The organism is Pseudomonas sp. XS1P51, assembly GCF_054897845.1.
Genome location: NZ_CM142707.1, coordinates 4,573,090 through 4,598,689, shown reverse-complemented (window position 1 = coordinate 4,598,689; position 25,600 = coordinate 4,573,090). Strand labels below are relative to the sequence as shown.

General features: G+C 60.6%; 22 protein-coding genes and 1 riboswitch. Of the genes, 16 read left to right on the top strand and 6 right to left on the bottom strand.

Annotated elements, in window-relative coordinates:
* The first annotated feature begins 125 nt into the window (after window positions 1-125).
* The 4 genes from msbA to hldE all read left to right on the top strand — a co-directional run bounded on the left by msbA (window position 126) and on the right by hldE (window position 4,916).
* Window positions 126-1,928, top strand: coding sequence for a lipid A export permease/ATP-binding protein MsbA (msbA, locus tag ACYZUD_RS21400; protein WP_462020026.1), 1,803 nt, complete (start codon window positions 126-128; stop codon window positions 1,926-1,928).
* 158 nt (window positions 1,929-2,086) lie between these two features.
* A complete protein-coding gene (locus tag ACYZUD_RS21395) occupies window positions 2,087-2,791 on the top strand; it encodes a sulfotransferase family 2 domain-containing protein (RefSeq protein ID WP_462020025.1) in 705 nt (234 codons plus the stop codon).
* Window positions 2,784-3,389: an adenylyl-sulfate kinase gene (gene cysC, locus ACYZUD_RS21390; protein WP_462020024.1), complete on the top strand. Its 606-nt coding sequence runs from the start codon at window positions 2,784-2,786 to the stop codon at window positions 3,387-3,389. The genes ACYZUD_RS21395 and cysC overlap by 8 nt, the downstream gene beginning before the upstream one ends.
* A 102-nt stretch (window positions 3,390-3,491) precedes the next feature.
* Complete coding sequence (hldE, locus tag ACYZUD_RS21385) at window positions 3,492-4,916, top strand: bifunctional D-glycero-beta-D-manno-heptose-7-phosphate kinase/D-glycero-beta-D-manno-heptose 1-phosphate adenylyltransferase HldE (protein ID WP_462020023.1); 1,425 nt, start codon at window positions 3,492-3,494, stop codon at window positions 4,914-4,916.
* A gap of 101 nt (window positions 4,917-5,017) precedes the next feature.
* Here hldE and ACYZUD_RS21380 read toward each other — a convergent pair whose 3' ends face one another.
* The 4 genes from ACYZUD_RS21380 to ACYZUD_RS21365 form a co-directional block, all read right to left on the bottom strand.
* A complete protein-coding gene (locus tag ACYZUD_RS21380; protein WP_462020022.1) occupies window positions 5,018-5,986 on the bottom strand; it encodes a metal ABC transporter ATPase in 969 nt (322 codons plus the stop codon).
* 32 nt (window positions 5,987-6,018) lie between these two features.
* Complete coding sequence (locus ACYZUD_RS21375) at window positions 6,019-6,831, bottom strand: aldo/keto reductase (protein WP_462020021.1); 813 nt, start codon at window positions 6,829-6,831, stop codon at window positions 6,019-6,021.
* Complete coding sequence (locus ACYZUD_RS21370; protein ID WP_462020020.1) at window positions 6,828-8,003, bottom strand: NAD(P)/FAD-dependent oxidoreductase; 1,176 nt, start codon at window positions 8,001-8,003, stop codon at window positions 6,828-6,830. The genes ACYZUD_RS21375 and ACYZUD_RS21370 overlap by 4 nt, the downstream gene beginning before the upstream one ends.
* Window positions 8,004-8,151: 148 nt before the next feature.
* Window positions 8,152-8,484, bottom strand: coding sequence for a DMT family transporter (locus ACYZUD_RS21365; RefSeq protein WP_008004867.1), 333 nt, complete (start codon window positions 8,482-8,484; stop codon window positions 8,152-8,154).
* 102 nt (window positions 8,485-8,586) lie between these two features.
* Between ACYZUD_RS21365 and ACYZUD_RS21360 the strand changes: the two genes are divergently transcribed.
* A complete protein-coding gene (locus ACYZUD_RS21360) occupies window positions 8,587-9,489 on the top strand; it encodes a LysR family transcriptional regulator (protein WP_462020019.1) in 903 nt (300 codons plus the stop codon).
* A gap of 11 nt (window positions 9,490-9,500) precedes the next feature.
* Window positions 9,501-10,778: a lipid IV(A) 3-deoxy-D-manno-octulosonic acid transferase gene (waaA, locus tag ACYZUD_RS21355; protein WP_462020018.1), complete on the top strand. Its 1,278-nt coding sequence runs from the start codon at window positions 9,501-9,503 to the stop codon at window positions 10,776-10,778.
* A 99-nt stretch (window positions 10,779-10,877) separates the two neighbouring features.
* Here waaA and ACYZUD_RS21350 read toward each other — a convergent pair whose 3' ends face one another.
* The gene (locus ACYZUD_RS21350) at window positions 10,878-12,317 is read right to left on the bottom strand and encodes a TolC family outer membrane protein (protein ID WP_462020017.1); all 1,440 of its coding nucleotides are present in this window, start codon (window positions 12,315-12,317) and stop codon (window positions 10,878-10,880) included.
* A gap of 192 nt (window positions 12,318-12,509) precedes the next feature.
* Window positions 12,510-12,615, top strand: a riboswitch (TPP riboswitch).
* A 164-nt stretch (window positions 12,616-12,779) separates the two neighbouring features.
* Between ACYZUD_RS21350 and thiC the strand changes: the two genes are divergently transcribed.
* Window positions 12,780-14,669 (top strand): phosphomethylpyrimidine synthase ThiC, encoded by a 1,890-nt coding sequence (gene thiC, locus ACYZUD_RS21345; RefSeq protein WP_462020016.1) that lies wholly within the window; start codon window positions 12,780-12,782, stop codon window positions 14,667-14,669.
* Window positions 14,670-14,821: 152 nt separating this feature from the next.
* A complete protein-coding gene (gene cytX / locus ACYZUD_RS21340) occupies window positions 14,822-16,114 on the top strand; it encodes a putative hydroxymethylpyrimidine transporter CytX (RefSeq protein ID WP_462020015.1) in 1,293 nt (430 codons plus the stop codon).
* Here the strand turns inward: cytX and ACYZUD_RS21335 are convergent.
* Window positions 16,083-16,829 carry a DUF3298 domain-containing protein gene (locus ACYZUD_RS21335; protein ID WP_462020014.1) on the bottom strand — a complete coding sequence of 249 codons (747 nt, stop codon included), beginning with the start codon at window positions 16,827-16,829 and terminating at the stop codon, window positions 16,083-16,085. The genes cytX and ACYZUD_RS21335 overlap by 32 nt on opposite strands.
* A gap of 215 nt (window positions 16,830-17,044) precedes the next feature.
* Between ACYZUD_RS21335 and ACYZUD_RS21330 the strand changes: the two genes are divergently transcribed.
* The 8 genes from ACYZUD_RS21330 to parC all read left to right on the top strand — a co-directional run bounded on the left by ACYZUD_RS21330 (window position 17,045) and on the right by parC (window position 25,543).
* A complete protein-coding gene (locus ACYZUD_RS21330; RefSeq protein ID WP_462020013.1) occupies window positions 17,045-17,662 on the top strand; it encodes an NUDIX domain-containing protein in 618 nt (205 codons plus the stop codon).
* A complete protein-coding gene (locus tag ACYZUD_RS21325) occupies window positions 17,653-18,105 on the top strand; it encodes a DUF1249 domain-containing protein (protein WP_462020012.1) in 453 nt (150 codons plus the stop codon). The genes ACYZUD_RS21330 and ACYZUD_RS21325 overlap by 10 nt, the downstream gene beginning before the upstream one ends.
* Window positions 18,106-18,210: 105 nt before the next feature.
* The gene (gene cpdA / locus ACYZUD_RS21320) at window positions 18,211-19,026 is read left to right on the top strand and encodes a 3',5'-cyclic-AMP phosphodiesterase (RefSeq protein WP_462020011.1); all 816 of its coding nucleotides are present in this window, start codon (window positions 18,211-18,213) and stop codon (window positions 19,024-19,026) included.
* Between the two features lie 164 nt (window positions 19,027-19,190).
* Window positions 19,191-19,799 carry a YqiA/YcfP family alpha/beta fold hydrolase gene (locus ACYZUD_RS21315; RefSeq protein WP_462020010.1) on the top strand — a complete coding sequence of 203 codons (609 nt, stop codon included), beginning with the start codon at window positions 19,191-19,193 and terminating at the stop codon, window positions 19,797-19,799.
* 54 nt (window positions 19,800-19,853) lie between these two features.
* Complete coding sequence (gene parE / locus ACYZUD_RS21310) at window positions 19,854-21,758, top strand: DNA topoisomerase IV subunit B (RefSeq protein WP_462020009.1); 1,905 nt, start codon at window positions 19,854-19,856, stop codon at window positions 21,756-21,758.
* Window positions 21,758-22,747, top strand: a complete 990-nt coding sequence (locus ACYZUD_RS21305) for an esterase-like activity of phytase family protein (RefSeq protein ID WP_462020008.1) — start codon at window positions 21,758-21,760, stop codon at window positions 22,745-22,747. Before parE ends, ACYZUD_RS21305 begins: the two co-directional genes overlap by 1 nt.
* Window positions 22,744-23,268, top strand: coding sequence for a retropepsin-like aspartic protease family protein (locus ACYZUD_RS21300; protein WP_462020007.1), 525 nt, complete (start codon window positions 22,744-22,746; stop codon window positions 23,266-23,268). The genes ACYZUD_RS21305 and ACYZUD_RS21300 overlap by 4 nt, the downstream gene beginning before the upstream one ends.
* A gap of 7 nt (window positions 23,269-23,275) precedes the next feature.
* Entirely contained in the window at window positions 23,276-25,543 is a 2,268-nt protein-coding gene (gene parC, locus ACYZUD_RS21295) for a DNA topoisomerase IV subunit A (protein ID WP_462020006.1), read from the top strand.
* Window positions 25,544-25,600 lie beyond the last annotated feature (57 nt).

Genomic DNA, 25,600 nt, shown 5'->3' with positions numbered 1-25,600 from the left:
CATTTCGGCGTGATGGCTATATGATACTGATTATGCCGTTTAACAATAACAGCCTTTATGCGATTGCCAGAACCCTGAGGAAGCTGTGCTAAAGTCAGCGTCCTTTTTATCGACATTCGCGTGATATGACCGACTCCAGTCTCTCCGCAAGCCCCTCGAGCTTGAAAATCTACTTCCGTCTGCTCGGTTATGTCCGGCCGTACATCAGCCTGTTCCTGATCAGCATTGTCGGTTTTCTGATTTTTGCCTCGACGCAGCCAATGCTCGGCTACATCCTCAAGTACTTTGTCGACGGCCTGTCCAATCCTGAAGCGGTGCTGTTTCCCAGCGTGCCTTACCTGCGCGACCTGCAACTGCTGCAAGCCGTGCCGTTGCTGATCATTCTGATCGCCGCGTGGCAGGGGTTGGGATCTTATCTGGGCAACTACTTTCTGGCCAAGGTTTCTCTCGGGCTGGTCCATGACCTGCGGGTACAGTTGTTCAATAACCTGCTGGTTTTGCCCAACCGGTATTTCGACAAGCATAACTCGGGTCACCTGATTTCCCGAATCACCTTTAACGTAACCATGGTCACCGGGGCGGCCACAGATGCGATCAAGGTCGTAATCCGTGAAGGCATGACGGTGATTTTCCTGTTTGCCTCGCTGCTGTTCATGAACTGGCGCCTGACCCTGGTCATGGTCGCGATCCTGCCGCTGATCGCGGTGATGGTGCGTACCGCGAGCAAGAAATTCCGCAAGCAGAGCAAGAAAATCCAGGCCGCCATGGGCGACGTGACGCACGTGGCGTCGGAAACCATCCAGGGTTATCGCGTGGTACGCAGCTTCGGCGGCGAAGTCTACGAAGAGAAGCGCTTCTTTAATGCCAGCCAGGGCAACACCGACAAACAATTGCGCATGACCCGTACCGGCGCCATCTACACGCCGCTGCTGCAACTGGTGATCTACAGCGCCATGGCCGTGCTGATGTTCCTGGTGCTGTTCCTGCGCGGTGATGCATCCGCCGGTGACATGGTTGCCTACATCACCCTGGCGGGCCTGCTGCCCAAGCCGATTCGTCAATTGTCCGAAGTCAGCTCGACCATCCAGAAAGGGGTCGCCGGTGCCGAGAGTATCTTCGAGCAACTGGACGTCGAACCGGAAGTTGATACCGGCACCGTCGAGCGCGATGTCGTCAGCGGCCGCCTGGATGTGCGGCATCTGAGCTTCACCTACCCTGGTACCGATCGTCAGGTACTCGATGACATCAGTTTCTCGGTCGAGCCCGGGCAAATGGTGGCGCTGGTGGGGCGTTCGGGCAGTGGCAAGTCGACCCTGGCCAACCTGATTCCGCGCTTCTATCACCACGACAAAGGCGAAATCCTGATCGATGGCGTTGAAGTGGAGCAGTACAAATTGCTCAACCTGCGCAAGCACATCGCCCAGGTGACCCAGCACGTGACGCTGTTCAGCGATACCGTGGCCAACAACATCGCGTACGGCGATCTGGCCGGCGCGCCTCGTGAAGACATCGAAAAAGCGGCGAAAGATGCCTACGCGATGGACTTCATTGCGCAATTGCCCGAAGGCCTGGACACCCAGGTCGGCGAGAACGGCGTATTGCTGTCCGGTGGTCAACGCCAGCGTCTGGCGATTGCCCGGGCCTTGTTGAAGAATGCGCCTTTGCTGATTCTCGACGAAGCCACCTCGGCCCTCGACACCGAGTCGGAGCGGCACATCCAGGCCGCTCTGGATCAGGTGATGAAAGGCCGGACAACGCTGGTGATTGCTCACCGCTTGTCGACCATCGAGAAGGCCGACCTGATTCTGGTCATGGATCAGGGCCGGATCGTCGAGCGCGGCACGCATGCCGACCTTCTGGCGCAGAACGGCTACTACGCCCGCCTGAACGCCATGGGCCTGGACGCCCCGGCTGAAGACATCGCCTGACCCTTGTTCACCGGGCGTGCAATGCGCCCGGTGAATTGTATCCAGATCCTTACCCTTCTTGACCAAACCTGAATAAAATTCCACACCGCGCTTGTTAAGGTTCCTGAACGAACTTTGACTTCAATCGAGAGGGCCATCCCTTTCGCGCGGGTATTGCCATGTTTCAACGCTATCTCTGGAAGCTGTTGCCCAAGTCGCAGCGGGCTTTTCTGCTTGGGCGCCTGTCGGTGGTAGACCGTCAGGTGGTGAACAGGTCGATGTCGGCCAATGTGAGTTTCCCCAAGCCTTTCGAGCAGCGTTCCTGTCTGTTCATCCATGTTCCCAAGTGCGCCGGAAGCAGCATCTGTGCGGCGATGTTCGACAACTGGCGTCCGGGACACTTGCCCTTGTATTGGTACGAGCAGCAATTTCCAGAGCAGTTTGCCGCCAGCTTCAAGTTCGCCTTCGTGCGCGATCCACTGGAAAGGGCCTACTCGGCTTACGCTTTCCTGCGCGGTAATGCATTGGGTCGGCGCGATCAGGAGGCGCAGAAGCTGGTCAGCCACTATCGCGACTTTGATGATTTTGTGGGTCGTTGGCTTCACCCGGAGACAATCCAGAGGCAAATGCACTTCGCCGCGCAAACGGACTTTCTGACCGATTCCCTGGGGCATCTGGCCCTGGACTTCATCGGTTATCAGGAGCACCTGGCACAGGATTTTCAGCGGGTGTGCGAGCACTTGGGCCACGTTGCGGTGTTGCCCCACGTCAACAGCTCACAGCAGCGGCGTCCCTTGCTTGCCCGTGACTTCTGTTCAGTGCGCACGAGGCGGCTGGTGCGGCGGGTGTACCAGCGCGATTACGAGATGCTTGGTTATGAATGAGGCCCTGTCGATGCCGAGTCCGCAGATCCGCCCCTACGATTTGGCCCTGTCGAGTGCGCAGCGGGCCTCGATCAAATCCCAGCGCCCGCGCTGTCTTTGGCTGACGGGGTTGTCCGGGGCGGGCAAGTCGACACTGGCCAACGCCCTTGAACTGCAACTCAACAAGTCAGGGCTGCACACCTTTCTGCTTGATGGCGACAACGTGCGTGGGGGCTTGTGTCGGGATCTGGGGATGGGCGCTGAATCCCGCCGGGAAAACATCCGCCGTATGGCCGAGGTGGCGCGGTTGATGGTCGACGCCGGGCTGATCGTCATTGTGGCGGCGATTTCGCCGTTTCGCGCCGAGCGTGATGCCGCGCGCCGGTTGTTTGCCGAAGGCGATTTCATTGAGGTCTACGTGAGTACGTCGTTCGCGGTGTGCGCGCAACGCGACCCCAAAGGTTTGTATCAAGCGGCTAGGCAAGGGCGAATAAAGGACTTCACAGGCATCGACAGTCCCTACGAGGCGCCGCTGACGGCAGAGTGTGTCATCGACACCGAAGCGCTTGAACTGGTGGACGCATGCCGTCGATTGTCGGGTTTTTTGATCAATAAATGAGCAGAAAGCCCCGTTGAATCATCCCATTGCAGCCGTCGCGCAAGCCTTCGCCAACCCTGTGTTAATATCGCGCCCCTGTTCATTTTGTATGTGGGTTGCTCCATGAAGTTGTCCATGCCGCGATTCGATCAAGCCCCTGTCTTGGTGGTCGGCGATGTCATGCTCGACCGTTACTGGCATGGTGGTACCTCACGGATTTCCCCTGAGGCGCCGGTGCCGGTAGTCAAGGTCGAGCAAATCGAGGACCGCCCGGGCGGTGCTGCCAACGTTGCGTTGAACATTGCTGCCCTCGGCGCACCGGCCTCGCTGGTCGGCGTGACCGGTGACGATGAAGCTGCCGACAGCCTGGCCAATAGCCTCAAGGGCGCTGGCGTACGGGCGTTGTTCCAGCGCATCGCGCACCAGCCGACCATCGTCAAGCTGCGGGTCATGAGCCGTCACCAGCAACTGCTGCGTATCGACTTCGAAGAACCTTTCGCCACCGACGCCCTGGCGTTGGGCGAGCAGGTCGATGAACTGCTCGAAGGCATCAAGGTGCTGGTGCTGTCCGACTATGGCAAAGGCGCGCTGAAAAACCATCAGGTGCTGATCCAGGCCGCCCGTGCCCGTGGCATTCCGGTGCTGGCCGATCCCAAGGGCAAGGATTTCTCGATTTATCGCGGGGCGAGCCTGATCACGCCGAACCTCAGCGAATTCGAAACCATCGTCGGCGGTTGCGCTGATGAGCACGAACTTGTGAGCAAGGGCGCGCAGTTGATGCACGACCTCGACCTCGGCGCGTTGCTGGTGACCCGTGGCGAACACGGCATGACCTTGCTGCGCCCGGATCATCCGGCGTTGCACTTGCCGGCCCGCGCCCGTGAAGTGTTCGACGTGACCGGTGCCGGCGACACGGTGATTTCTACCCTGGCGGCCGCGATTGCCGCTGGCGAAGAACTGCCCCATGCGGTGGCCTTGGCCAACCTGGCGGCGGGCATCGTCGTCGGCAAACTCGGTACCGCGGCTATCAGCGCCCCGGAATTGCGTCGCGCCATCCAGCGTGAAGAAGGTTCCGAGCGTGGTGTGTTGGGTCTTGAGCAGTTGCTGCTGGCGGTCGACGATGCGCGTGCGCATAGAGAGAAGATCGTCTTCACCAACGGCTGCTTCGACATCCTGCACGCCGGCCACGTGACTTACCTCGAGCAGGCGCGCGCCCAGGGTGATCGTCTGATCGTTGCAGTCAATGACGATGCCTCGGTGAGCCGTTTGAAAGGACCGGGTCGTCCGATCAACAGTGTCGACCGTCGCATGGCGGTACTGGCGGGCCTGGGCGCGGTGGACTGGGTCATCAGCTTCCCTGAAGGCACCCCGGAAAACCTGCTGCGCGAGGTCAAGCCGGACGTGCTGGTCAAGGGCGGTGACTACGGGATCGAACAGGTGGTCGGCGCCGACATCGTTACCGCTTATGGCGGGACCGTGAAAGTGTTGGGGCTGGTGGAAAACAGCTCGACCACAGCGATTGTCGAGAAGATCCGCAAGTCCGAGTGAAGCCATAAAAGATCGCAGCCTCGTTTCACTCGACAGCGCCTACATTGAATGCGATTCCCTGTAGGAGCTGTCGAGTGAAACGAGGCTGCGATCTTTTGCTTTTAAGAGCTGACTTTCTTGCGCGGCACAATTTTCTTCAGCAGCAACTTCGCCTTCCCGCGTAACCGTGCCAAACCCGAATCTTTCCCCGGCGGGCTCAACCCTTGCTGGCGCACCCAATCCTTCCAGCGAATCCGTTCATCCCTCACCAGCCAGCCTTCCTGCTGGGCAAAACTCTCCGCCAGGTACAACCCGCGAGTGCTCGCCGGGTATAGTTGATCCTTTTTCAAGGTATAGAGCTCGGCCATCGGCTGGCCGTCCTGCAGCGGCATCAAATACAAATCAGGGCGCTTGCGATCAAGCCGGGCCACCAGTTGATCGCCTTCCAAACGCTCATCGACATGAAACAGGCTCAGGGATTTGGCTTCCTTGGGCACGTCCAGGCGCAAGTCATAGATCAATTGCAGCGACGCGGTTGGCAGGTGCACGTAAGCCCGTGGGCGTTCGATCAGCTGCATGTTGGCGCAACGCACCGGCCGCGCTGACCCGGAAAGCGGCGTCAGGCGAAACGGCAACGCCTCGCGATAGTGCAGGGCGGACGAGTAGGGCGCCGGCAGCCAGGTGTCGTTGAAGCGCCCGCTCAGCCAGCCTTCCGGTGTTTCCAGCAGGCACTCTTCGGCAATCTCCTGGATCGCCGTGTGCAGCGGCAGATTCAGTTCATGGGCCGGCACGTAACCGGAGATCAGCTTGAGCACCACATCGCCGCGATCCTGCCGCCGCTGACGCACCAACACCCAGTAATCGCGATTCTGCCAATGCAGCGTCAGGCGCACCGAAACCCCGAGGTTCGCCAGCTCCAGCGCGAACCGCTCGGCGTCGGCCACCGCCACCGGGCGACGACGTTGCAGGGTCTGGGAAAAGTTGAGCGGCATCCCGACGCTCTGATAGCTCAAGCCTTCGGGAGTCGCTTCGACGAATAACGGCAGGGTCTTGAAGTTGCTCGGGTTCTTTCTTATGAGCGTACGCGGCATGTCGGCTCCTGCTTAAGGCCGCGTGGGCGGCATCAGTTTCTACGTAGGACCTGGGCAGCGGTCGCGACGTTGTGGGCGAGGTGCAGCGGATTAATGGTCCCGACAATAGCACTGGCCACACCCGGATGTTCAAACAACAATTCGAAGCTGGCGCGCACCGGGTCCACGCCGGGGCTCAGGCAGACATGACCACTGGCGAGGGCTTTTTTGACCAGAATGGCTTTGCCGTGTGCAGCAGCATAGTCAATGACCGGCCTCTCGTTCTGTTCGTTCAGATTGTAGGTGACCATGGCGCAATCACCTTGCTCCAGAGCCTTCAAGCCGCCTTCGACGGTTTTGCCGGAGAAACCGAAACCGCGAATTTTGCCTTCGCTCTTCAGTTCGGCGAGGGCCGCATAGACTTCGCAGTCATTGAGGATCGCCAGGTCGTTGCCGTCCGAGTGCACCAGCACCAGGTCGATAAAGTCCGTTTCCAGGCGTTGCAGGCTGCGTTCCACCGAGAGCCGGGTATGCGCGGCGCTGAAATCGTGGTGGGACTGACCATCGGCAAACTCTTCACCAACCTTGCTGACGATCACCCAGTCCTGACGCTGGCCCCGTAGCAACGGGCCAAGGCGCTCTTCGCTGTGGCCATAGGCTGGCGCGGTGTCGATCAGGTTGATGCCCAGGTCGCGCGCGAGTTTGAGCAGCATGCGCGCTTCGTCATCGCCAGGGATCTGGAAACCGTTGGGGTATTTCACGCCTTGATCGCGGCCGAGTTTCACCGTGCCCAGGCCCAGGGGCGAAACCATCAGGCCGGTGCTGCCCAACGGGCGATGCAGGTCGTGCAGGGTCGGTTGGCTCATGGCAGCAGTTGCTCCCAGGCTGGAAGGCCCATCGGCGGTTTTGGCAATTCGGGCAGTGGCGCGGTCTGGCTCGGCTGGATGCCGTCACGTTGCAAGGACATGATGACGCGATCCGCAAAGTCCGGCGCCAGCGCCAGTTTGGTCGGCCAACCGACCAGCAACCGGCCTTCTTCGGCGACAAACGCATTGTCCGGGCGAGTCAGCCCCGTTTGCAGCGGCTCGGCACGGTCCACGCGCAAGGTCGCCCATTGCGCCGTACTCAGGTCGATCCATGGCAGCAACTGGCCGAGTTCTTTTTGCGCGGTGGCGATTTGCTCGGCGGGTTCGCGGGCGACGCCGTCGGCTTCGGCAATATCGCCGCCCAGGTACCAGACCCATTGGCCATCGGCGGCCGGATGGGTGGTCACGGTGATGCGTGGCTTGGTGCCGCCACCCAGGCAATGGGCGTACAGCGGTTTCAGGCCAGGGCCCTTGGCGATGATCATGTGCAACGGTCGGCGTTGCATGGCGGGCTGGCTCAGCCCCAGTGTTTCGAGCAACGCCGCCGTACCGGCACCGGCGCTGAGGACGATGCGCTGGGCACGAATCTCGCGCTCGTCAACTTTCAGGCCGACCAGTATTCCACCCTCCAGCAACGGTTCGATCTGCTGCCCGGCGAGTAAGCCATCACCCGCCAGATCGGCCAGGCGCTGGATCAGGCTCGGCACGTCGATCACCAGTTCCGCCAGGCGATAGACCTTGCCCTTGAAGCGCTTGTCTTGCAGGGCCGGCGGCAGTTGCTCGCCCTTGACCTGATCGACGCGGCCGCGCACAGCCTTGCTGGCGAAGAAACTGGTGAGGTTGCCGGCGAGAGTGCCGGGGGACCAGAGATAGTGGGCCTCGGACAGCAGACGCACGCCGCTCAGGTCCAGTTCGCCGTCGCCGGCCAGTGCCTCACGCCAGCGGCGTGGCATGTCGGCGATGGCTTCCGAAGCGCCGGTCAGGGCGCCATGCAGCGCGTATTTGGCGCCGCCGTGGATGATCCCCTGGGACTTCACACTCTGTCCGCCACCGAGGCTGGCGCTTTCCACCAGCACGGTCGAAAAACCCTGGCGACGCAGGCGCGCATTCAGCCAGAGGCCGGCGACACCAGCGCCGACAATCAGAACGTCGGTGGAAATAACGGATGGCATGCAGCGACCTCAGTGTTCAAGACGAGGGCGCAGTATACAGACTCACGGATTGGAGCTAAGACGTGAAAAAAGATCGCAGCCTTCGGCAGCTCCTACAGGGATATGTGTACACCTGTGTAGGAGCTGCCGAAGGCTGCGATCTTTTTCGTCAATGCCCCGCGGTTTTGGAAAAGAGCTGGATCACTACGACGCCCAATACGATAAGCGCCATCCCCAGCATCGCTGGCACATCCAGTTTCTGCCCGTAGATAAACAGCGCCGCGACGCTGACCATCACGATGCCCATGCCGGCCCATACCGCATAAGCCACGCCGACCGGGACGCTGCGCACCACCAGCGTCAACATCCAGAAGGCAATGCCGTAACCGACGATGACCAACAACAGCGGCAGTGGGGTGCTGAAGCCTTTGACCGCTTTCATCGACACAGTGGCGATCACTTCGGCGCAGATGGCAATGGCCAGGTAGTAGTAAGCGGTCATAGGTGCATCCTCGTGTGAAGTGTTGCTTTCTGAGGTCGGCATTCTAGAGATTCTTCAGATGCGGTAAAGTCATTACCTATCTGTTCTGAAGATGGGTTGACCATGAACATGCAATGGAATCTGGAACAGCTGCGGCTGTTTGTCAGCGTAGCGGAGCAACGATCGTTTTCCGCCGTGGCGCGGGATCAGCGCAAGGCGCAGTCGGCGGTCAGCAGTTCGATTGCGCTGCTGGAAGAGGACTTGGGTGTGAGCCTGTTCGACCGCAGCAGCGGCCGCCAGCCAAAACTCACCGAGGCCGGTAATGCGTTGCTGGAGGAGGCGCGGGAAGTGTTGCGCCAGTGCGAGCGCCTTAATGGCCGGGCACTGGCGATGATGCGCGGCCAGGAGGCTCGTTTGCGGGTGGCTCAGGATGAGGCGATGCCCTATCAGCCGATCATCGAAAGCTTTGAAGCGCTGGCAGAAAAATTTCCCAGCCTCGAAGTACAGCTGACCAGCGCCGCCCAAGGCGATGTCGCACGTAAACTGGTGGAGCGTCGGGCCGATCTGGGCTTGCTGTTTTATCACGACCAGATCCCCGAAGCGCTTGAGCGACGGGTGCTAGGCAGCGTTGAAATGGTGACCGTGTGCGGTATGGGACATCCATTGGCCAAGCAGAAACAGATTGATTGCCAGCAAATGGCGCAGCATCGGCAGCTGCTGATGTCCACGCAGTCCAGCGTCTACCCCGGCAGCGAGCCGGCCAGCCCGCAGGTCTGGCGGGCCGACAGTTTCTATGTGATGGCGGAGTGGCTGGTGCGCGGCCTTGGCTGGGCCTGGCTGCCGCGACACGTGGTGCAGTACCCGGCGTACCAGGACTTGATGGTCGAACTGGTCAGCGAATGGACCCCGCCGGCGCTGGTGGTGGAGCTGGTCTGGCGCCGCGATGAGCCGCTCGGCCCGGCGGCCCGTTGGTTGGCGGAACGTTTTGCCGTGCACTTGCAGGCGATCGGCGAGAAAAGCCGATAAACTCCGCCGCCATGAATAGAGCTCTCTACACCGCGCTGTTTTACCTGGGGCTGCCATTGGTAGCGATTCGGCTTTGGTTGCGTTCGCGCAAGGCGCCGGCGTATGCCAAGCGCATCGGCGAGCGTTTCTCCTTGGGCTTGCCGGCGATGAAACCGGGTGGCCTTTGGGTGCACGCCGTGTCCGTGGGCGAAAGCATTGCCGCGGCGCCGATGATTCGCGCCTTGCTGCAACGTTATCCAACGCTGCCGATCACCGTGACCTGCATGACCCCGACCGGGTCCGAGCGTATCCAGGCATTGTTTGCCAATGAGCCGCGCATCCAGCACTGCTATCTGCCATACGACTTGCCGTGCGCAGCAAAGCGACTGCTTGATCGGGTCCAGCCGAAACTGGCGGTCATCATGGAAACCGAACTTTGGCCCAACCACATTCACCAATGCGCCAAGCGCGGGATTCCCGTGGCGCTGGCCAATGCACGACTGTCCGAACGTTCGGCCAGGGGTTACGGCCGTTTCAGAAAACTGACCCAGCCGATGCTAGCCGAGATGAGCCTGTTCGCGGTGCAGACCGAAGCCGAGGCCCAGCGTTTCCGTGACTTGGGCGCGCGTGCGGAAACCGTTGAAGTGACCGGCTCGATCAAGTTCGACCTGACCATCGACCCGCAACTGCTGCAGCGTGCCGCTGAGTTGCGTGCGCAATGGCAGGCGCAGGAGCGTCCGGTGTGGATCGCCGCGAGCACTCACGAAGGTGAAGACGAAGTGGTGCTGGCGGCTCATCGTCAATTGCTCGCCAGTCATCCGGATGCACTGCTGATTCTGGTACCGCGCCATCCGGAGCGCTTCAACGCAGTGTTCGAGTTGTGCCGGCAGCAGGGCTTCGCCACGGTGCGTCGTTCCACCGGCGAGCCGGTCACCGCTGATACCTCGGTATTGCTGGGCGATACCATGGGCGAGTTGCTGTTTCTCTATGCCTTGGCCGACAGCGCGTTCGTCGGCGGCAGTCTGGTACCCAATGGCGGGCATAACCTGCTGGAACCCGCGGCGCTGGCCAAACCGGTGCTCAGCGGTCCGCACCTGTTCAACTTCCTCGAAATCGCCGCGCAGTTGCGCAGTGCAGGGGCGTTGCAGGAAGTGGAAGATGCCGAAGGGTTGGCGCTGGCGGTGCAACGGTTGTTCGAGTTGCCGCGTGATGCGCAGCGGATGGCGGAAGCGGGGTTGAAAGTGATGCGCACCAATCAGGGCGCGTTGCAGCGGTTGCTGGATGGGTTGGGGCGGTTGATCGACCGCTAGACCGAGTGGCCTGAAACAAAAAGATCGCAGCCTACGGCAGCTCCTACAGGGGAATGCATTCCAAAGTAGGAGCTGCCGTAGGCTGCGATCTTTTGCTTTTTACTGACCCGGTTTCGCCTTCAGCTGATCCGCCGCAGCCTTGGCCAGATCCGGTGGCAGGAAGTCCTTGTCCGGGTTGTAGTCTGCCTTGAGATAGCGCTTGAGGTCCTGCAAATCCCCCGGGTTCAACGTGCCGGCGGCCTGCTTCAGGCGCAGGTTGTCGAGGATGTAGTCGTAACGGGTGTTGTTGTAATTGCGCACCGAGGTGTACAGCTGACGCTGGGCATCGAGCACATCGACGATGTTTCGCGTACCCACCTGATAGCCGATCTCGGTCGCTTCCACCGCGCTCTGGTTAGAGATGATCGACTGTTTGCGCGCCTGCACCTGTTCCACATCGGTGTTCACCGCGCGATGCAGGTTGCGAGTGTTTTCCACCACTTGCCGACGCAGGGCTTCGCGCTGTTGTTCGGTCTGGTCCAGGCGCGAGTAAGACTCGCGAACCTGTGAACTGGTCAGGCCGCCGCTGTAGATCGGGATGCTCAATTGCAGGGCCAGCGTGCGCTGTTCGACGTTACCGCCGTAAGGCTGGCCGAAGGCGTTCGGGTTGCTGAAACCCAGGGCGTCGTTGTCGCCCTTCTCGTATTTCGCCACGGCATCCAGGGTCGGTGCGTGACCGGCCTTGCGCTGCTTGAGGGTTTCTTCGGCGGCGCTGACGGCGTAATTGCTGGCCAGCAAATTCAGGTTCTGTTTGGCGGCAGTATCGACCCAGGCCTTGGCGTCGTTCGGTGCCGGCGGCAGGATCGGCAAGGTGTGAACGATGCCCTGAATCGAGTTGTATTGACGGTTGGTCAGGGTGATCAACGCTTCAAACGCATCATCTACCTGTCGTTGCGCGACGATCCGGTTGGCCCGCGCGGTGTCGTAGCTGGCCTGGGATTGCAGCACGTCGGTCTTGTCCGACAGGCCGACATCGAAACGCTCGTTGGACTGATCGAGCTGGCGTTTGAAGGCCGCTTCTTCGGCCTTGGTCGAGGCCAGGTTGTCCTGGCTGCGCAGCACGTTGAAGTAGTTTTCGGCGGTTTGCAGGATCAGGTTCTGTTCGGTCGCCGAGAGTTGCAGCGCAGCCTGTTCATTGACGTTCTTGGCGGCCTGGTACTGGAACCAGCGATCGGCACGGAACAGTGGTTGGGCCAGGGTCGCCTGATAGGAATTGGCGCTGCGGTTGGCAACGGCCGCCGGTTGATCGAGATCGGTACGCACGTTGGCCACTTCGGCACCGCCGGAGATGTTCGGCAGCAGGCCGGCACGGGCCTGGGGCACCACTTCTTTCTGCGCGCCGTACTGGGCGCGGGCGGCGGCCAGGTCGGCGTTGTTGTCCACCGCTTCCTGGTAGACACTGACCAGGTCGGTTTTGGTCGATAAGGGCGCTTCTGCTGCCCAGGCCATTCCATTGGACGCACAAGACACGGCAAGGGCCAGTGAGAGTTTGCGCAGCATGAGGCCATCCCTAAAAATTACGCTGATAATTTGAGCGCCAAAGGTACGGCGCGGCCCATCCAGCGTCAATGCGCGGTATGGCCGAAGCGAGTGTAGTTGCGCACACGTTCGGCAACAATCCTGTAATTGCGCCATTCATCATGGTGTTTAGCACGGTGTTGGCGTTCTTTGTCAGTTGTGTCTAGACTGGCCGGGTTCTTGTCGGGGTGCCTTGCTATGAGGCTGAGATCGAATAATTTCGGATCCCGTTGAACCTGATCAGGTTAGCGCCTGCGTAGGGAACAAGATTTCTCGTCACCCGGCGAGTCCTCTTGTGCTTCGTCCGGGATGTTGTTCGACAATCGAACACCCCTCGAGCACTGAGCACAGCACTGCTGGTTTTCCCAGCGCCCGTGCACCCATTCGATTACAGGTTCGCTCCGACAAAAAATCCACTGCCTGGATGTGTTCGGAGAGCCCGTGATGACGATAAAACCAAAAAACATAACGAACCTGAGTGATTCGGCCCAAGTCGATCAACAATCGGTTCAGCCGTTTACCCGCTCGCAAAAAATCTATGTCCAGGGCTCTCGCCCGGACATCCTCGTGCCGATGCGCGAAATCAGCCTGGATGTGACCCCGACCGACTTCGGCGGCGAGATCAATGCGCCGGTGGTTGTGTACGACACCTCGGGCCCGTACACCGACCCTAACGTCATCATCGATGTGCGCAAAGGTCTCGCTGACGTGCGTTCGCCGTGGATCGAAGCCCGTGGCGATACCGAACGCCTGCCTGGTTTGAGTTCGAACTTCGGCCAGGAACGTCTCGCCGATGCCGAGCTGACCAAGCTGCGTTTCGCTCACGTGAACAATCCGCGCCGCGCCAAGGCCGGTGCCAACGTCAGCCAGATGCACTACGCCCGCAAAGGCATCATCACCGCGGAGATGGAATACGTCGCCATCCGCGAAAACATGAAGCTTGAAGTGGCTCGCGCGGCAGGCCTGCTGGACCAGCAGCACGCCGGTCACAGCTTCGGCGCCAGCGTGCCGAAAATCATCACCCCCGAATTCGTCCGTGAAGAAATCGCCCGCGGTCGCGCGATCATCCCGGCCAACATCAACCACACCGAACTGGAACCGATGATCATCGGCCGTAACTTCCTGGTGAAGATCAACGGCAACATCGGCAACAGTGCTTTGGGTTCGTCCATCGAAGAAGAAGTGGCGAAACTGACCTGGGGCATTCGCTGGGGTTCGGATACGGTCATGGACCTGTCCACCGGCAAGCACATTCACGAAACCCGCGAGTGGATCATCCGCAACTCGCCGGTGCCGATCGGTACCGTGCCGATCTATCAGGCTCTGGAAAAAGTTGGCGGTGCCGCTGAAGACCTGACCTGGGAGCTGTTCCGCGACACGCTGATCGAGCAGGCCGAGCAGGGCGTCGACTACTTCACCATCCACGCCGGCGTGCTGCTGCGCTACGTGCCGCTGACCGCCAAACGCGTGACCGGCATCGTGTCCCGTGGCGGTTCGATCATGGCCAAGTGGTGCCTGGCGCACCACAAGGAAAACTTCCTCTACACCCATTTCGAAGACATCTGCGAAATCATGAAGGCCTACGACGTCAGCTTCTCGCTGGGCGATGGCTTGCGTCCGGGTTCGATTGCCGACGCCAACGACGCCGCGCAATTCGGTGAGCTGGAAACCCTCGGCGAGCTGACCAAGATTGCCTGGAAACACGACGTGCAGTGCATGATCGAAGGCCCGGGCCATGTGCCGATGCAGTTGATCAAAGAGAACATGGACAAGCAGCTGGAATGCTGTGACGAGGCGCCGTTCTACACCCTCGGTCCGCTGACCACCGACATCGCACCGGGTTACGACCACATCACCTCCGGTATCGGTGCGGCGATGATCGGCTGGTTCGGTTGCGCCATGCTCTGCTACGTGACGCCGAAGGAACACTTGGGCCTGCCGAACAAGGATGACGTGAAGACCGGGATCATCACCTACAAGATCGCCGCCCATGCCGCCGATCTGGCCAAAGGGCATCCGGGCGCGCAGATCCGCGACAATGCCTTGAGCAAGGCGCGGTTTGAATTTCGTTGGGAAGATCAGTTCAACCTGGGCCTTGATCCGGACACTGCTCGTTCGTATCACGATGAGACGTTGCCGAAAGATTCGGCCAAGGTCGCGCATTTCTGTTCCATGTGCGGGCCGAAATTCTGCTCGATGAAAATCACCCAGGAAGTCCGTGAGTACGCGGCCAACCAGCGGATCGAAACCGTCGATGCCGAAGTCGCCCAGGGATTGGCGGAACAGGCTGAGCGGTTCAAGCAGGAAGGCAGCCAGCTGTACAAGAAGGTTTGATCTGACCTGAAAACGGTGGGGCCTGAAAAGGCCTCTTCGCGAGCAGGCTCGCTCCCACAGGGGATTTGTGAACGACTCAAATCCAATGTGGGAGCGAGCCTGCTCGCGATAACGATCAAAAAAACAACAAATGTCCCTCTGAGATAACACCCTTGAGCATTCAACCCAGCACTTACTCACCCGACATCGCGGTGCCGACCGACAAACGTGTCTTCGGCGGTCGCGATCTGTTTTCCCTGTGGTTCTCCCTCGGCATCGGCCTGATGGTTCTGCAGACCGGCGCTCTGCTCGCGCCAGGTCTGGGGCTGTCCGGCTCGTTGCTGGCGATCTTCCTCGGCACCCTGGTCGGCGTTCTGCTGCTGGCCGCTGTTGGCGTAATCGGCAGCGACACCGGCCTGTCGTCGATGGCCGCGCTCAAGCTCAGCCTCGGCAAACGTGGCGCGAGCCTTCCGGCCGTGCTGAACCTGCTGCAACTGATCGGTTGGGGCTCGTTCGAAATCATCGTCATGCGTGATGCCGCCAGCCTGTTGGGCGCCCGTGCCTTCAGCGAAGGCAGCCTGCTGTCGAATCCGCTGCTCTGGACCGTGTTCTTCGGTGGCTTGGCGACCTTGCTGGCCGTGAGCGGTCCGCTGACGTTCGTGCGGCAGATCCTGCGCAAGTGGGGCATCTGGCTGCTGCTGGCCGCGTGCATCTGGCTGACCTGGAACCTGTTCGCCAAAGCCGATCTGGCGGCGTTGTGGGCACAGGCCGGTGATGGTTCGATGCCGTTCGCCGTGGGCTTCGACATTGCGATCGCCATGCCGTTGTCGTGGTTGCCGCTGATTGCCGACTACTCACGTTTCGGCAAGCGTGCGAAAAACGTGTTCGGCGGTACCGCGATTGGCTTCTTTATCGGTAACTTCTGGTTGATGAGCCTGGGTGTGGCCTACACCCTGGCGTTTGCGCCGAGCGGTGAAGTGAACGCCTTGTTGTTGGCGCTGGCCGGTGCCGGCCTGGGGATTCCGCTGCTGCTGATTCTGCTCGATGAATCGGAAAACGCCTTCGCCGACATTCACTCGGCTGCGGTGTCCAGCGGGATTCTGTTGCGCTTGAAGGTTGAGCATCTGGCGCTGGCCATCGGCGTGATCTGCACGCTGATCGCGTGCCTGGCGCCATTGGCCCAGTACCAGAATTTCCTGCTGTTGATCGGTTCGGTATTTGCGCCGCTGTTCGGCGTGGTGCTGGTGGATCACTTCATTCTGCGCAAACGCAGTGCTCAGGTGGTGTCAGCCGCGTTGCGCTGGCCGGCACTGCTCGCCTGGCTGGGCGGGGTGAGCACTTATCATTTGCTGGCCAACTTGTATCCGGATGTCGGCGCAACCCTGCCGGCGCTGGTGCTGGCAGGGCTGCTTCAGCTGGTGCTGGGCCGGGCCTTCAGTTACGGCCAGGAAACAGCTCGGGCTTGAGAATGCCGTTCAGGCGTGGGTAGGAGATCTTCAGTTCGACATGACCCAGCGCGTAAGGCGCGATGGTGCTCACTTCGTACTTGAGGATCACCCCGCCGTAGGTCAGCGCCACGTTCTGGGTTTTCTGGAACGGCCAGCGCTGCACGAACTCCGCTTCCTGATCAAGTTTGGTGCTGATCAGCCAGCTGTTGTGCGCCACCTGCGCCGCTTTCCAGAACGCCTCTTCCTGCCCCGGCACCAACATGTCCGACAGCGTCAGCACTTTATGCTGCTGGCGCGAATAGTTGATAAAGCTGCGACCCGGCGTGCCATGCGCGCCACCGGTGTCCAGGTAGCTGGAAAATTCAACGATCACCAAGCCGTCATGCTGCTCACGTACTTTGGCTTGCAGGTAACTGCTGTAGCGCGGGCCGGCGGTGCGCAAAAACTCATCGCGATACGCTGCCAGCGTCGGCGCCACCGGGGCGTCGGGCGAGGTGCGGGTCATTTGCAGCAGGCGTTTTTCGATGATGCCGTCCAGTTGCGGTTCGGCCGGGAAGCGCAGGGTATCGATGTTCACCAACGGGCAATCAGGCGTCGTGCATCCCGGCTTCAGCTGTTCGGACGCGTCGCGGGTAGTTTCCAGCGGCGCCCGGTAGTTGGGCTGGAACAGACTCTGGCACGCGCCCAGAGTCAGGGCGATTGCAGTCACAGAGGCGATTTTAAAAAGCGACATGGGCGTCCTTCATAAAACAGGGAAAGGCGAAAAGTTACCCGCTTCGACTGTCGGCGGGGTAATCAGTTCGCCACTAAGCTAATTAGAGTTGGTTTCGCCCTCACCGTCCATCCCGCTGGCGGGAAAGGGGCTGCCTCAAAGGTCACGGGCGCGTTAGGATGGCGCGAAGTCGAGGTTGGAGCCTCGTAACGGATTTGTAGAAAACGAGGATTGTCATGACTGATTTTGCCAACGCCATTCCGACCGCCGTTGAGATCGTTCGGCGCGAAAAGTGCTACGAGGGCTTCTACAAGCTTGATCGCGTGCACTTGCGCCACGAATTATTCGCAGGCGGCATGAGCCGCGAGATCAACCGTGAAGTGTTTGTTCGCCACGATGCAGTGTGCGTGCTGCCTTACGATCCGCAGCGCGACGAAGTGGTGCTGATCGAGCAGTTTCGCGTCGGCGCCATGGGCAAGACAGACAACCCGTGGCTGGTCGAACTGGTCGCTGGTCTGATCGACAAGGATGAAGTACCGGAAGAAGTTGCTCACCGCGAAGCGCAGGAGGAAGCTGGGCTTGTATTCGGGGCGCTCTGGCCGATCACCAAATATTTTCCATCGCCGGGCGGCAGCAATGAATTCGTGCATTTGTACCTGGGGCGTTGCGAGACAACCGGGGTCGGCGGCCTGCATGGGCTGGAGGAAGAAGCAGAAGATATCCGCGTCACGGTCTGGGCGTTCGAAGATGCCCTGCAGGCCGTACGCGACGGACGTATTGCCAACGCGCCAAGCATCATTGCCTTGCAGTGGCTGGCTTTGAATCGCGTTGAAGTGAGGGGGTTATGGTCGTAAACAAGCTGCGCGATCGCTACCGGGTGGACCTCGTGGGGCTGCAAGCCTCCTGCGAGGCCAACTACGCGCGCCTGATGCGACTGCTGCCGGACATGCGCAACGAGCCGGCAGCGCGGCGTATTGCCGTGACCCATGGCGAGCAAATGCTTGGCGTGCTGGCCCTGGAAGTGCTGCAAGTCTGTCCGTACACCACGACCCTGCAAGTGCGCCAGGAACACAGCCTGCCGTGGCTGCCGGTGCCGCAACTGGAAGTACAGGTCTATCACGACGCCTGCATGGCCGAAGTGGTCAGCGCCGAACATGCACGACGCTTTCGCGGCATCTATCCTTACCCGAACGCGGCCATGCATCAGCCGGACGAAAAAGCCCAGCTGAATATGTTTCTGGGCGAATGGCTGAGCCATTGCCTGGCCTGCGGACACGAGTATGCGGTTGTGCGGTAGCGGTAGTTGTGAACTGCGTCAGGTTCGCAGGTTTCCCCTTTTGATCGTCCCCCAGCATAATTGCGGCATTCCACCCATCCCGTGATTCAGCCTTGGGAGAACGCCTTGCCGAGCGTATCCACATTGACCACCGCCGATTCGGCGTTGCTGGTGCAACTGTCCGACAGTCATCTGTTTGCCGAAGCGGACGGGACGTTGCTGGGCATGAATACGCGCGACAGCCTGCAAAAGGTCATCGAGCTGGTAAAGCTGCAACAGCCGCAGATCGATCTGATTGTTGCCAGTGGTGATATTTCCCAGGACGGGACGCTTGCGTCTTATCAATTGTTTCGCGACCTGACGCGACAGCTCGATGCGCCGGCTCGCTGGATTCCCGGCAATCACGATGAACCGCAGATCATGGCCGAGGCGGCGGTGCAGAGCGCGTTGCTGGAACCGGTGGTGGACGTCGGCAACTGGCGCGTCACGTTGCTTGATTCGGCCGTGCCGGGTTCGGTGCCGGGGTATTTGCAGGACGAGCAGTTGCAATTGCTCGCCCGCTCGTTGAGCGAGGCGCCGGAACGGCATCATCTGGTGTGCTTTCATCACCATCCGGTGTCGATCGGTTGCCCGTGGATGGAGCCGATCGGTTTGCGCAATCCAGAAGCCTTGTTTGCCGTGCTGGACCGGTTTCCGCAGGTGCGTGCGGTTTTATGGGGGCATGTGCATCAAGAGATTGATCAGAGTCGTAAGGGTGTGCGGTTGATTGCTTCGCCTTCGACCTGCATTCAGTTCGAGCCGGGCAGTGACGATTTCAAGGTGGGGGAGCAGGCGCCGGGGTATCGCTGGTTGCGGTTGTTGCCCGATGGTCGGCTCGAAACCGGTGTGGAACGCGTGACCGGGTTCGACTTCCAGGTCGATTACGGCTCCAGCGGCTACTGACACCCCCCCTGTTGGAGCGGGTAGGAACTGGTAGGAGCTGTCGAGTGCAACGAGACTGCGATCTTTTGACGTTGTTTTTTAGAAGCCAAAAGATCGCAGCCTCGTTGCACTCGACAGCTCCTACAGTAAACTCCGCCTCTTTACCCGACGCACAGGGAGCTCAAATGTCCGGTTCGATCCTTTATATCCACGGTTTCAACAGCGCGCCGGCGTCAAAAAAGGCCACGCAGTTGATGCAGGTGATGGAGCGTCTGGGTTTGAGCGATCAGTTGCGCGTTCCCGCCTTGCACCACCATCCACGCGAGGCCATCGGTCAGCTGGAGCAGGCAATTTCAGAGCTTGACCGGCCACTGCTGGTCGGCAGCTCGCTCGGCGGCTACTATGCGACTCACCTGGCCGAGCGCCATGGCCTCAAGGCCCTGTTGATCAACCCTGCCGTCAGTCCGCACCGGATGTTCGACGGGTTCCTGGGAACGCAGAAAAACCTGTATACCGATGAGGCCTGGGAATTGACCCACGACCACGTGACGGCCCTGGCCGAGCTGGAAGTGCCGGCGCCCCAGGACCCACAGCGGTATCAAGTGTGGTTGCAGACCGGCGACGAAACGCTGGACTATCGCCTCGCCCAGCAGTATTACCGGGCCTGTGCGTTGCGCATCCAGGCCGGCGGCGACCATGGTTTCCAGGGTTTTGCCGAGCAATTGCCGGCAATGCTGAGTTTTGCCGGCATCGGCGCAGATTTGTATCAGGCGATTGATTTCACAGCACTGTGAGTCGTCGCCTCTTTGTCACAGAACACTCTTTATAAAGGCGGACGACGAGACCCCATGGCCACTCCCAGCGCTAGCTCTTATAACGCAGACGCCATCGAAGTCCTCTCGGGCCTCGACCCGGTGCGCAAACGCCCCGGCATGTACACCGACACCAGTCGGCCGAACCACCTCGCCCAGGAAGTCATCGACAACAGCGTCGACGAAGCCTTGGCCGGGCACGCGACCTCGGTGCAGGTCATCCTGCACGCCGATCACTCGCTGGAAGTCAGCGATGATGGCCGAGGCATGCCGGTGGACATTCACCCCGAAGAAGGTGTGTCGGGCGTCGAGCTGATCCTCACCAAGCTCCATGCGGGCGGCAAGTTTTCCAACAAGAACTACCAGTTCTCCGGCGGTCTGCACGGGGTGGGTATTTCCGTGGTCAACGCCCTGTCGAACGAAGTTCGCGTACGCGTAAAGCGTGACGGCAACGAATACCAGATGACCTTCGCTGACGGTTACAAGAAAACCGAGCTGGAAGTCATTGGCACCGTCGGCAAGCGCAATACTGGCACCAGCGTGTTCTTCGCGCCGGACCCGAAATACTTCGATTCGCCGAAATTCTCCATCAGCCGTCTCAAGCACGTGCTCAAGGCCAAGGCCGTTCTGTGCCCGGGGCTGCTGGTCAGTTTTGAAGACAAGGCCACCGGCGAGAAAGTCGAATGGCATTACGAAGACGGTTTGCGCTCCTACCTGGTGGACGCGGTCAGCGAATTCGAACGCCTGCCGGACGAGCCGTTCTGCGGCAGCCTGGCCGGTAACAAAGAGGCGGTGGATTGGGCGCTGCTGTGGTTGCCGGAAGGCGGCGACAGCGTTCAGGAAAGTTACGTCAACCTGATCCCGACGGCGCAGGGCGGTACTCACGTCAACGGGTTGCGTCAGGGCTTGCTCGATGCCATGCGCGAGTTCTGCGAATTCCGCAGCCTGCTGCCGCGCGGCGTGAAGCTGGCGCCGGAAGACGTCTGGGAGCGCATTGCTTTCGTTCTGTCGATGAAGATGCAAGAGCCGCAATTCTCCGGCCAGACCAAAGAGCGTCTGTCGTCCCGTGAAGCGGCGGCATTCGTTTCCGGTGTGGTCAAGGACGCGTTCAGCCTGTGGCTCAACGCCCACCCGGAAACCGGCATGCTGCTGGCAGAGCTGGCGATCAACAACGCCGGCCGTCGTCTGAAGGCCAGCAAGAAGGTCGAGCGCAAACGCATCACTGCGGGCCCGGCACTACCGGGCAAGCTTGCCGACTGCGCCGGGCAGGACCCGATGCGCTCCGAGCTGTTCCTGGTGGAAGGTGATTCCGCCGGCGGTTCGGCCAAGCAGGCGCGGGATAAAGAGTTTCAAGCGATCCTGCCGTTGCGCGGCAAGATCCTGAACACCTGGGAAGTCGACGGCAGCGAAGTACTGGCCAGCCAGGAAGTGCACAACATTGCCGTGGCCATCGGTGTCGATCCGGGCGCCGCGGACATGAGCCAGCTGCGTTATGGCAAGATCTGCATTCTCGCCGACGCCGACTCCGACGGTCTGCACATTGCCACGTTGCTCTGCGCGTTGTTCGTCCAGCATTTCCGCCCGTTGGTGGATGCCGGTCACGTCTACGTCGCGATGCCGCCGCTGTACCGCATCGACTTGGGCAAAGAGATTTACTACGCCCTGGACGAGGCCGAGCGCGACGGCATCCTCGATCGTCTGGTGGCCGAGAAGAAACGCGGCAAGCCACAGGTCACCCGATTCAAAGGTCTGGGTGAAATGAACCCGCCACAGCTGCGCGAAACCACCATGGACCCGAACACGCGGCGCCTGGTGCAGCTGACGCTGGATGATTTCGAAGCGACCTCGGAAATGATGGACATGCTGCTGGCGAAGAAACGCGCCGGTGATCGCAAATCCTGGCTGGAATCCAAAGGCAACCTGGCCGAGGTTCTTGGCTGATGCGGGTTGGCTTTGCCCTGGCGTGTGCGTTATTCCTGACCTCGGTGACGGCGTTTGCCGAACCGGTGCCGGAGTTGCGCCTGCTATCCGAGCATCCCGTTGACGGCATGCGCGGCGGTAACCTGTCAGGGCTGGCCCTGTGCGGTAAGGACCTGTGGACCGTTTCCGATCGCGACGATGATCAGATCTACCGCCTCGATACCCGCGACACCGTCTGGCAGGCCGAGACCGTGCGCATCGGTGTACCTCCGGTGCCGGACAGCGGTTTGCCCTGGGGCTTGCGTTCGCGGACCTGGGTGGCGTCGTTCGTGCGTGGCGGGGATCTGGATTTCGAAGGCATCACTTGCGATAGCGCGGGCAATCGTTATCTGGTGAGCGAAGCCCATGCTGCCGTGCTGCAAGTGCCGCCAGTCGGGCCGACGTCCTGGCTGAAAATCTCGCCGCTGCTGGTTCGCGAAGCGCGGGCCAGCGGCCTGCTGTTGCACTTCAACTCGCTCTTCGAAGGCCTGGCGATCAATCCGGCCGGCGACACGTTGTGGCTGGCCGCCGAGCGCGAGCGCCGTGGCTTGCTGCTGATCAAGCGCCAGCAAACGGTCTGGGATTGCGAGGGCGGTTGCGTGCTGCTGAGCGAGGCCGGGCTGGAAATGCAGCCAACGCAATTTCCCAACGCCAGGGCGGCCTCCCGGGATTTTGCCGACCTGTCCTGGTTCAACGGCAAACTGTTTACCCTTGAGCGCAACGCCTTCGAGATTTGCCGGCGGGACACGGTGACGGCCAAGGTCGAGCGATGCTGGTCATTTGCCGAAGAAGCGTTGCAGCCGCAGCGTCTTTATAAGGATCCATATGGTCTGACCGAGGCCCTGGTAGTGGACGCGGAGGGTGCCTGGATCGGTATCGACAACAATAACCGTTCCCGCGCCGACGGCGAAAGCCGTCCGATGGTCTACCACTTTGCCGCGCCGGAAGGTGGCTGGAGTGCCAAACCATGAGCCAGCAGCCACCGGGCAAACGCGCCGGTCGGGTGTTGATGGTGCTGGCCTGGTGCGCCGCGCTGTTTCTGGCGACGCGGTTTTTCGGCCAGTGGGAGGAGCGGCAGGAGAATCCCAACGTGGTGATCAGCTCGGAACAGGGCGACGGGTTTATCGAAGTGAAACTGGTGGGTAACAGTCAGGGACACTTCGTCGCCAGCGGTCAGATCAACGGCCAGCCGGTGAATTTCATGCTGGATACCGGGGCGACCGATGTGGCGATCCCGGCAGAAATGGCCGAACGGCTGAAACTGGAAAAAGGCTTCGGGGTGACCCTGAGCACGGCCAACGGTCGCACCGAGGGTTACCGAACCCGCGTCGACCGGTTGCAACTGGGCGACATTGTGTTGCGTGATGTGCGCGCTATCGTCGTGCCAGGCCTGGATGGCAATCAAGTGCTGCTCGGTATGAGCGCACTGAACAAACTTGAATTTACCCAGCGCGGTGGCACCATGCTGCTGCGCCAGACAACGAACCGATGAGGCCCGCATGAGCGACTCCCTTGATCTCAGCCTGGACGGTGTAGAGCGCCGGTCACTGGCTGACTTCACCGAAAATGCCTACCTCAACTACTCCATGTACGTGATCATGGACCGTGCCTTGCCGCATATCGGCGACGGCCTGAAACCGGTACAGCGGCGCATCATCTATGCGATGAGCGAGTTGGGGCTGGACGCCGATTCCAAGCACAAGAAATCGGCGCGTACCGTCGGTGACGTGTTGGGTAAATTCCACCCCCACGGCGACTCGGCCTGCTATGAAGCCATGGTCCTGATGGCCCAGCCGTTCAGTTACCGCTACACGCTGGTCGACGGCCAGGGCAACTGGGGTGCGCCGGACGATCCAAAATCCTTCGCCGCCATGCGTTACACCGAAGCGCGGTTGTCGCGTTATTCCGAAGTGCTGCTCAGCGAACTGGGCCAGGGCACCGCGGACTGGGGCCCGAACTTCGACGGCACGCTCGACGAGCCGCTGGTGTTGCCGGCGCGGTTGCCGAACATCCTGCTCAACGGCACCACCGGCATCGCCGTGGGCATGGCCACCGACGTACCGCCGCATAACTTGCGCGAAGTCGCGACAGCGTGCGTGCGTTTGCTCGATGAGCCCAAAGCCACGGTCGAACAGCTCTGCGAACACATCCAGGGCCCGGATTACCCGACCGAAGCGGAAATCATCACACCGCGCGCCGATCTGCTGAAAATCTACGAAACCGGTCGCGGTTCGGTGCGCATGCGTGCCGTGTACCACATCGAAGACGGCGACATCATCGTCACCGCGCTGCCGCATCAAGTCTCGGGCGCCAAGGTGCTGGAGCAGATCGCGGCCATGATGCAGGCCAAGCCGTCCAAGGCTCCGCAGATCGCTGACCTGCGAGACGAGTCCGACCACGAAAACCCGTGCCGGATCGTGATTATTCCGGGCGCACGCAAGAACTTTGACCACGACGCGCTGATGCAACACCTGTTCGCCAGCACCGAGCTGGAGTCGAGCTACCGGGTCAACATCAACATCATCGGCCTGGACGGCAAGCCGCAGTTGAAAAACCTGCGGGCCTTGCTGGTCGAGTGGCTGGAGTTCCGCGTCAACACCGTGCGTCGTCGTCTGCAATTCCGTCTGGACAAGGTCGAGCGTCGCCTGCACCTGTTGGATGGTTTGTTGATCGCTTACCTCAACCTGGATGAAGTGATCCACATCATCCGTACCGAGGAGCACCCGAAAGCCGCGCTGATCGAGCGTTTTGCCCTCAGCGAAATCCAGGCCGACTACATTCTCGACACCCGTTTGCGTCAGTTGGCGCGACTGGAAGAAATGAAGTTGCGTGCCGAGCAGGATGAATTGCTCAAGGAACAGGCCAAGCTGCAAGCCCTGCTGGGCAGCGAAGCCAAACTGAAGAAACTGGTACGCACCGAGCTGATCAAGGACGCCGAAACCTATGGCGACGACCGTCGCTCGCCAATCGTCGAGCGCACCGAGGCCAAGGCCCTGACCGAGCACGACCTGCTGCCGAACGAGAAAGTCACGGTGGTGCTGTCGGAAAAAGGTTGGGTTCGCTCTGCCAAGGGGCACGAGATTGATGCCACCGGGCTTTCCTACAAGGCCGGGGATGGCTTCAAGGCTCTGGCGGCCGGTCGTTCCAACCAGTTTGCGGTGTTTATCGACTCCACCGGTCGCAGCTATTCGGTGGCCGCGCATACGCTGCCATCGGCCCGTGGCCAGGGCGAACCGTTGACCGGTCGTCTGACGCCGCCGCCAGGGGCGAGCTTCGAATGCGTGCTGATGCCGGAAGACGATTCGCTGTACGTGATCGCGTCCGACGCCGGTTACGGGTTCGTGGTCAAGGGTGAAGACCTGCAAGCCAAGAACAAGGCGGGCAAGGCACTGTTGAGCCTGCCGAACAACGCCAAGGTGATTCTGCCGCGTCCGGTGGCCGATCGTGAACAGAACTGGCTGGCCTCGGTGACCACCGAAGGTCGCCTGCTGATCTTCAAAATCAGCGATCTGCCACAATTAGGTAAAGGTAAAGGCAATAAGATCATCGGAATCTCCGGTGAGCGTGTTGCCAGTCGCGAAGAATATGTCACGGACATCGCCGTTCTGCCGGAAGGCGCCACATTGGTGTTGCAGGCCGGAAAACGTACTTTGTCACTGAAAGCAGACGACCTCGAACACTACAAGGGTGAGCGTGGGCGTCGGGGTAACAAGCTGCCTCGTGGCTTCCAACGGGTGGATGCGCTGCTCGTCGAAAACCTCAATTAAGCGTCCTAGAGCGCTCGATCTACGATTTAACGCGTAGATCGACGCTTTGCCGCTGGA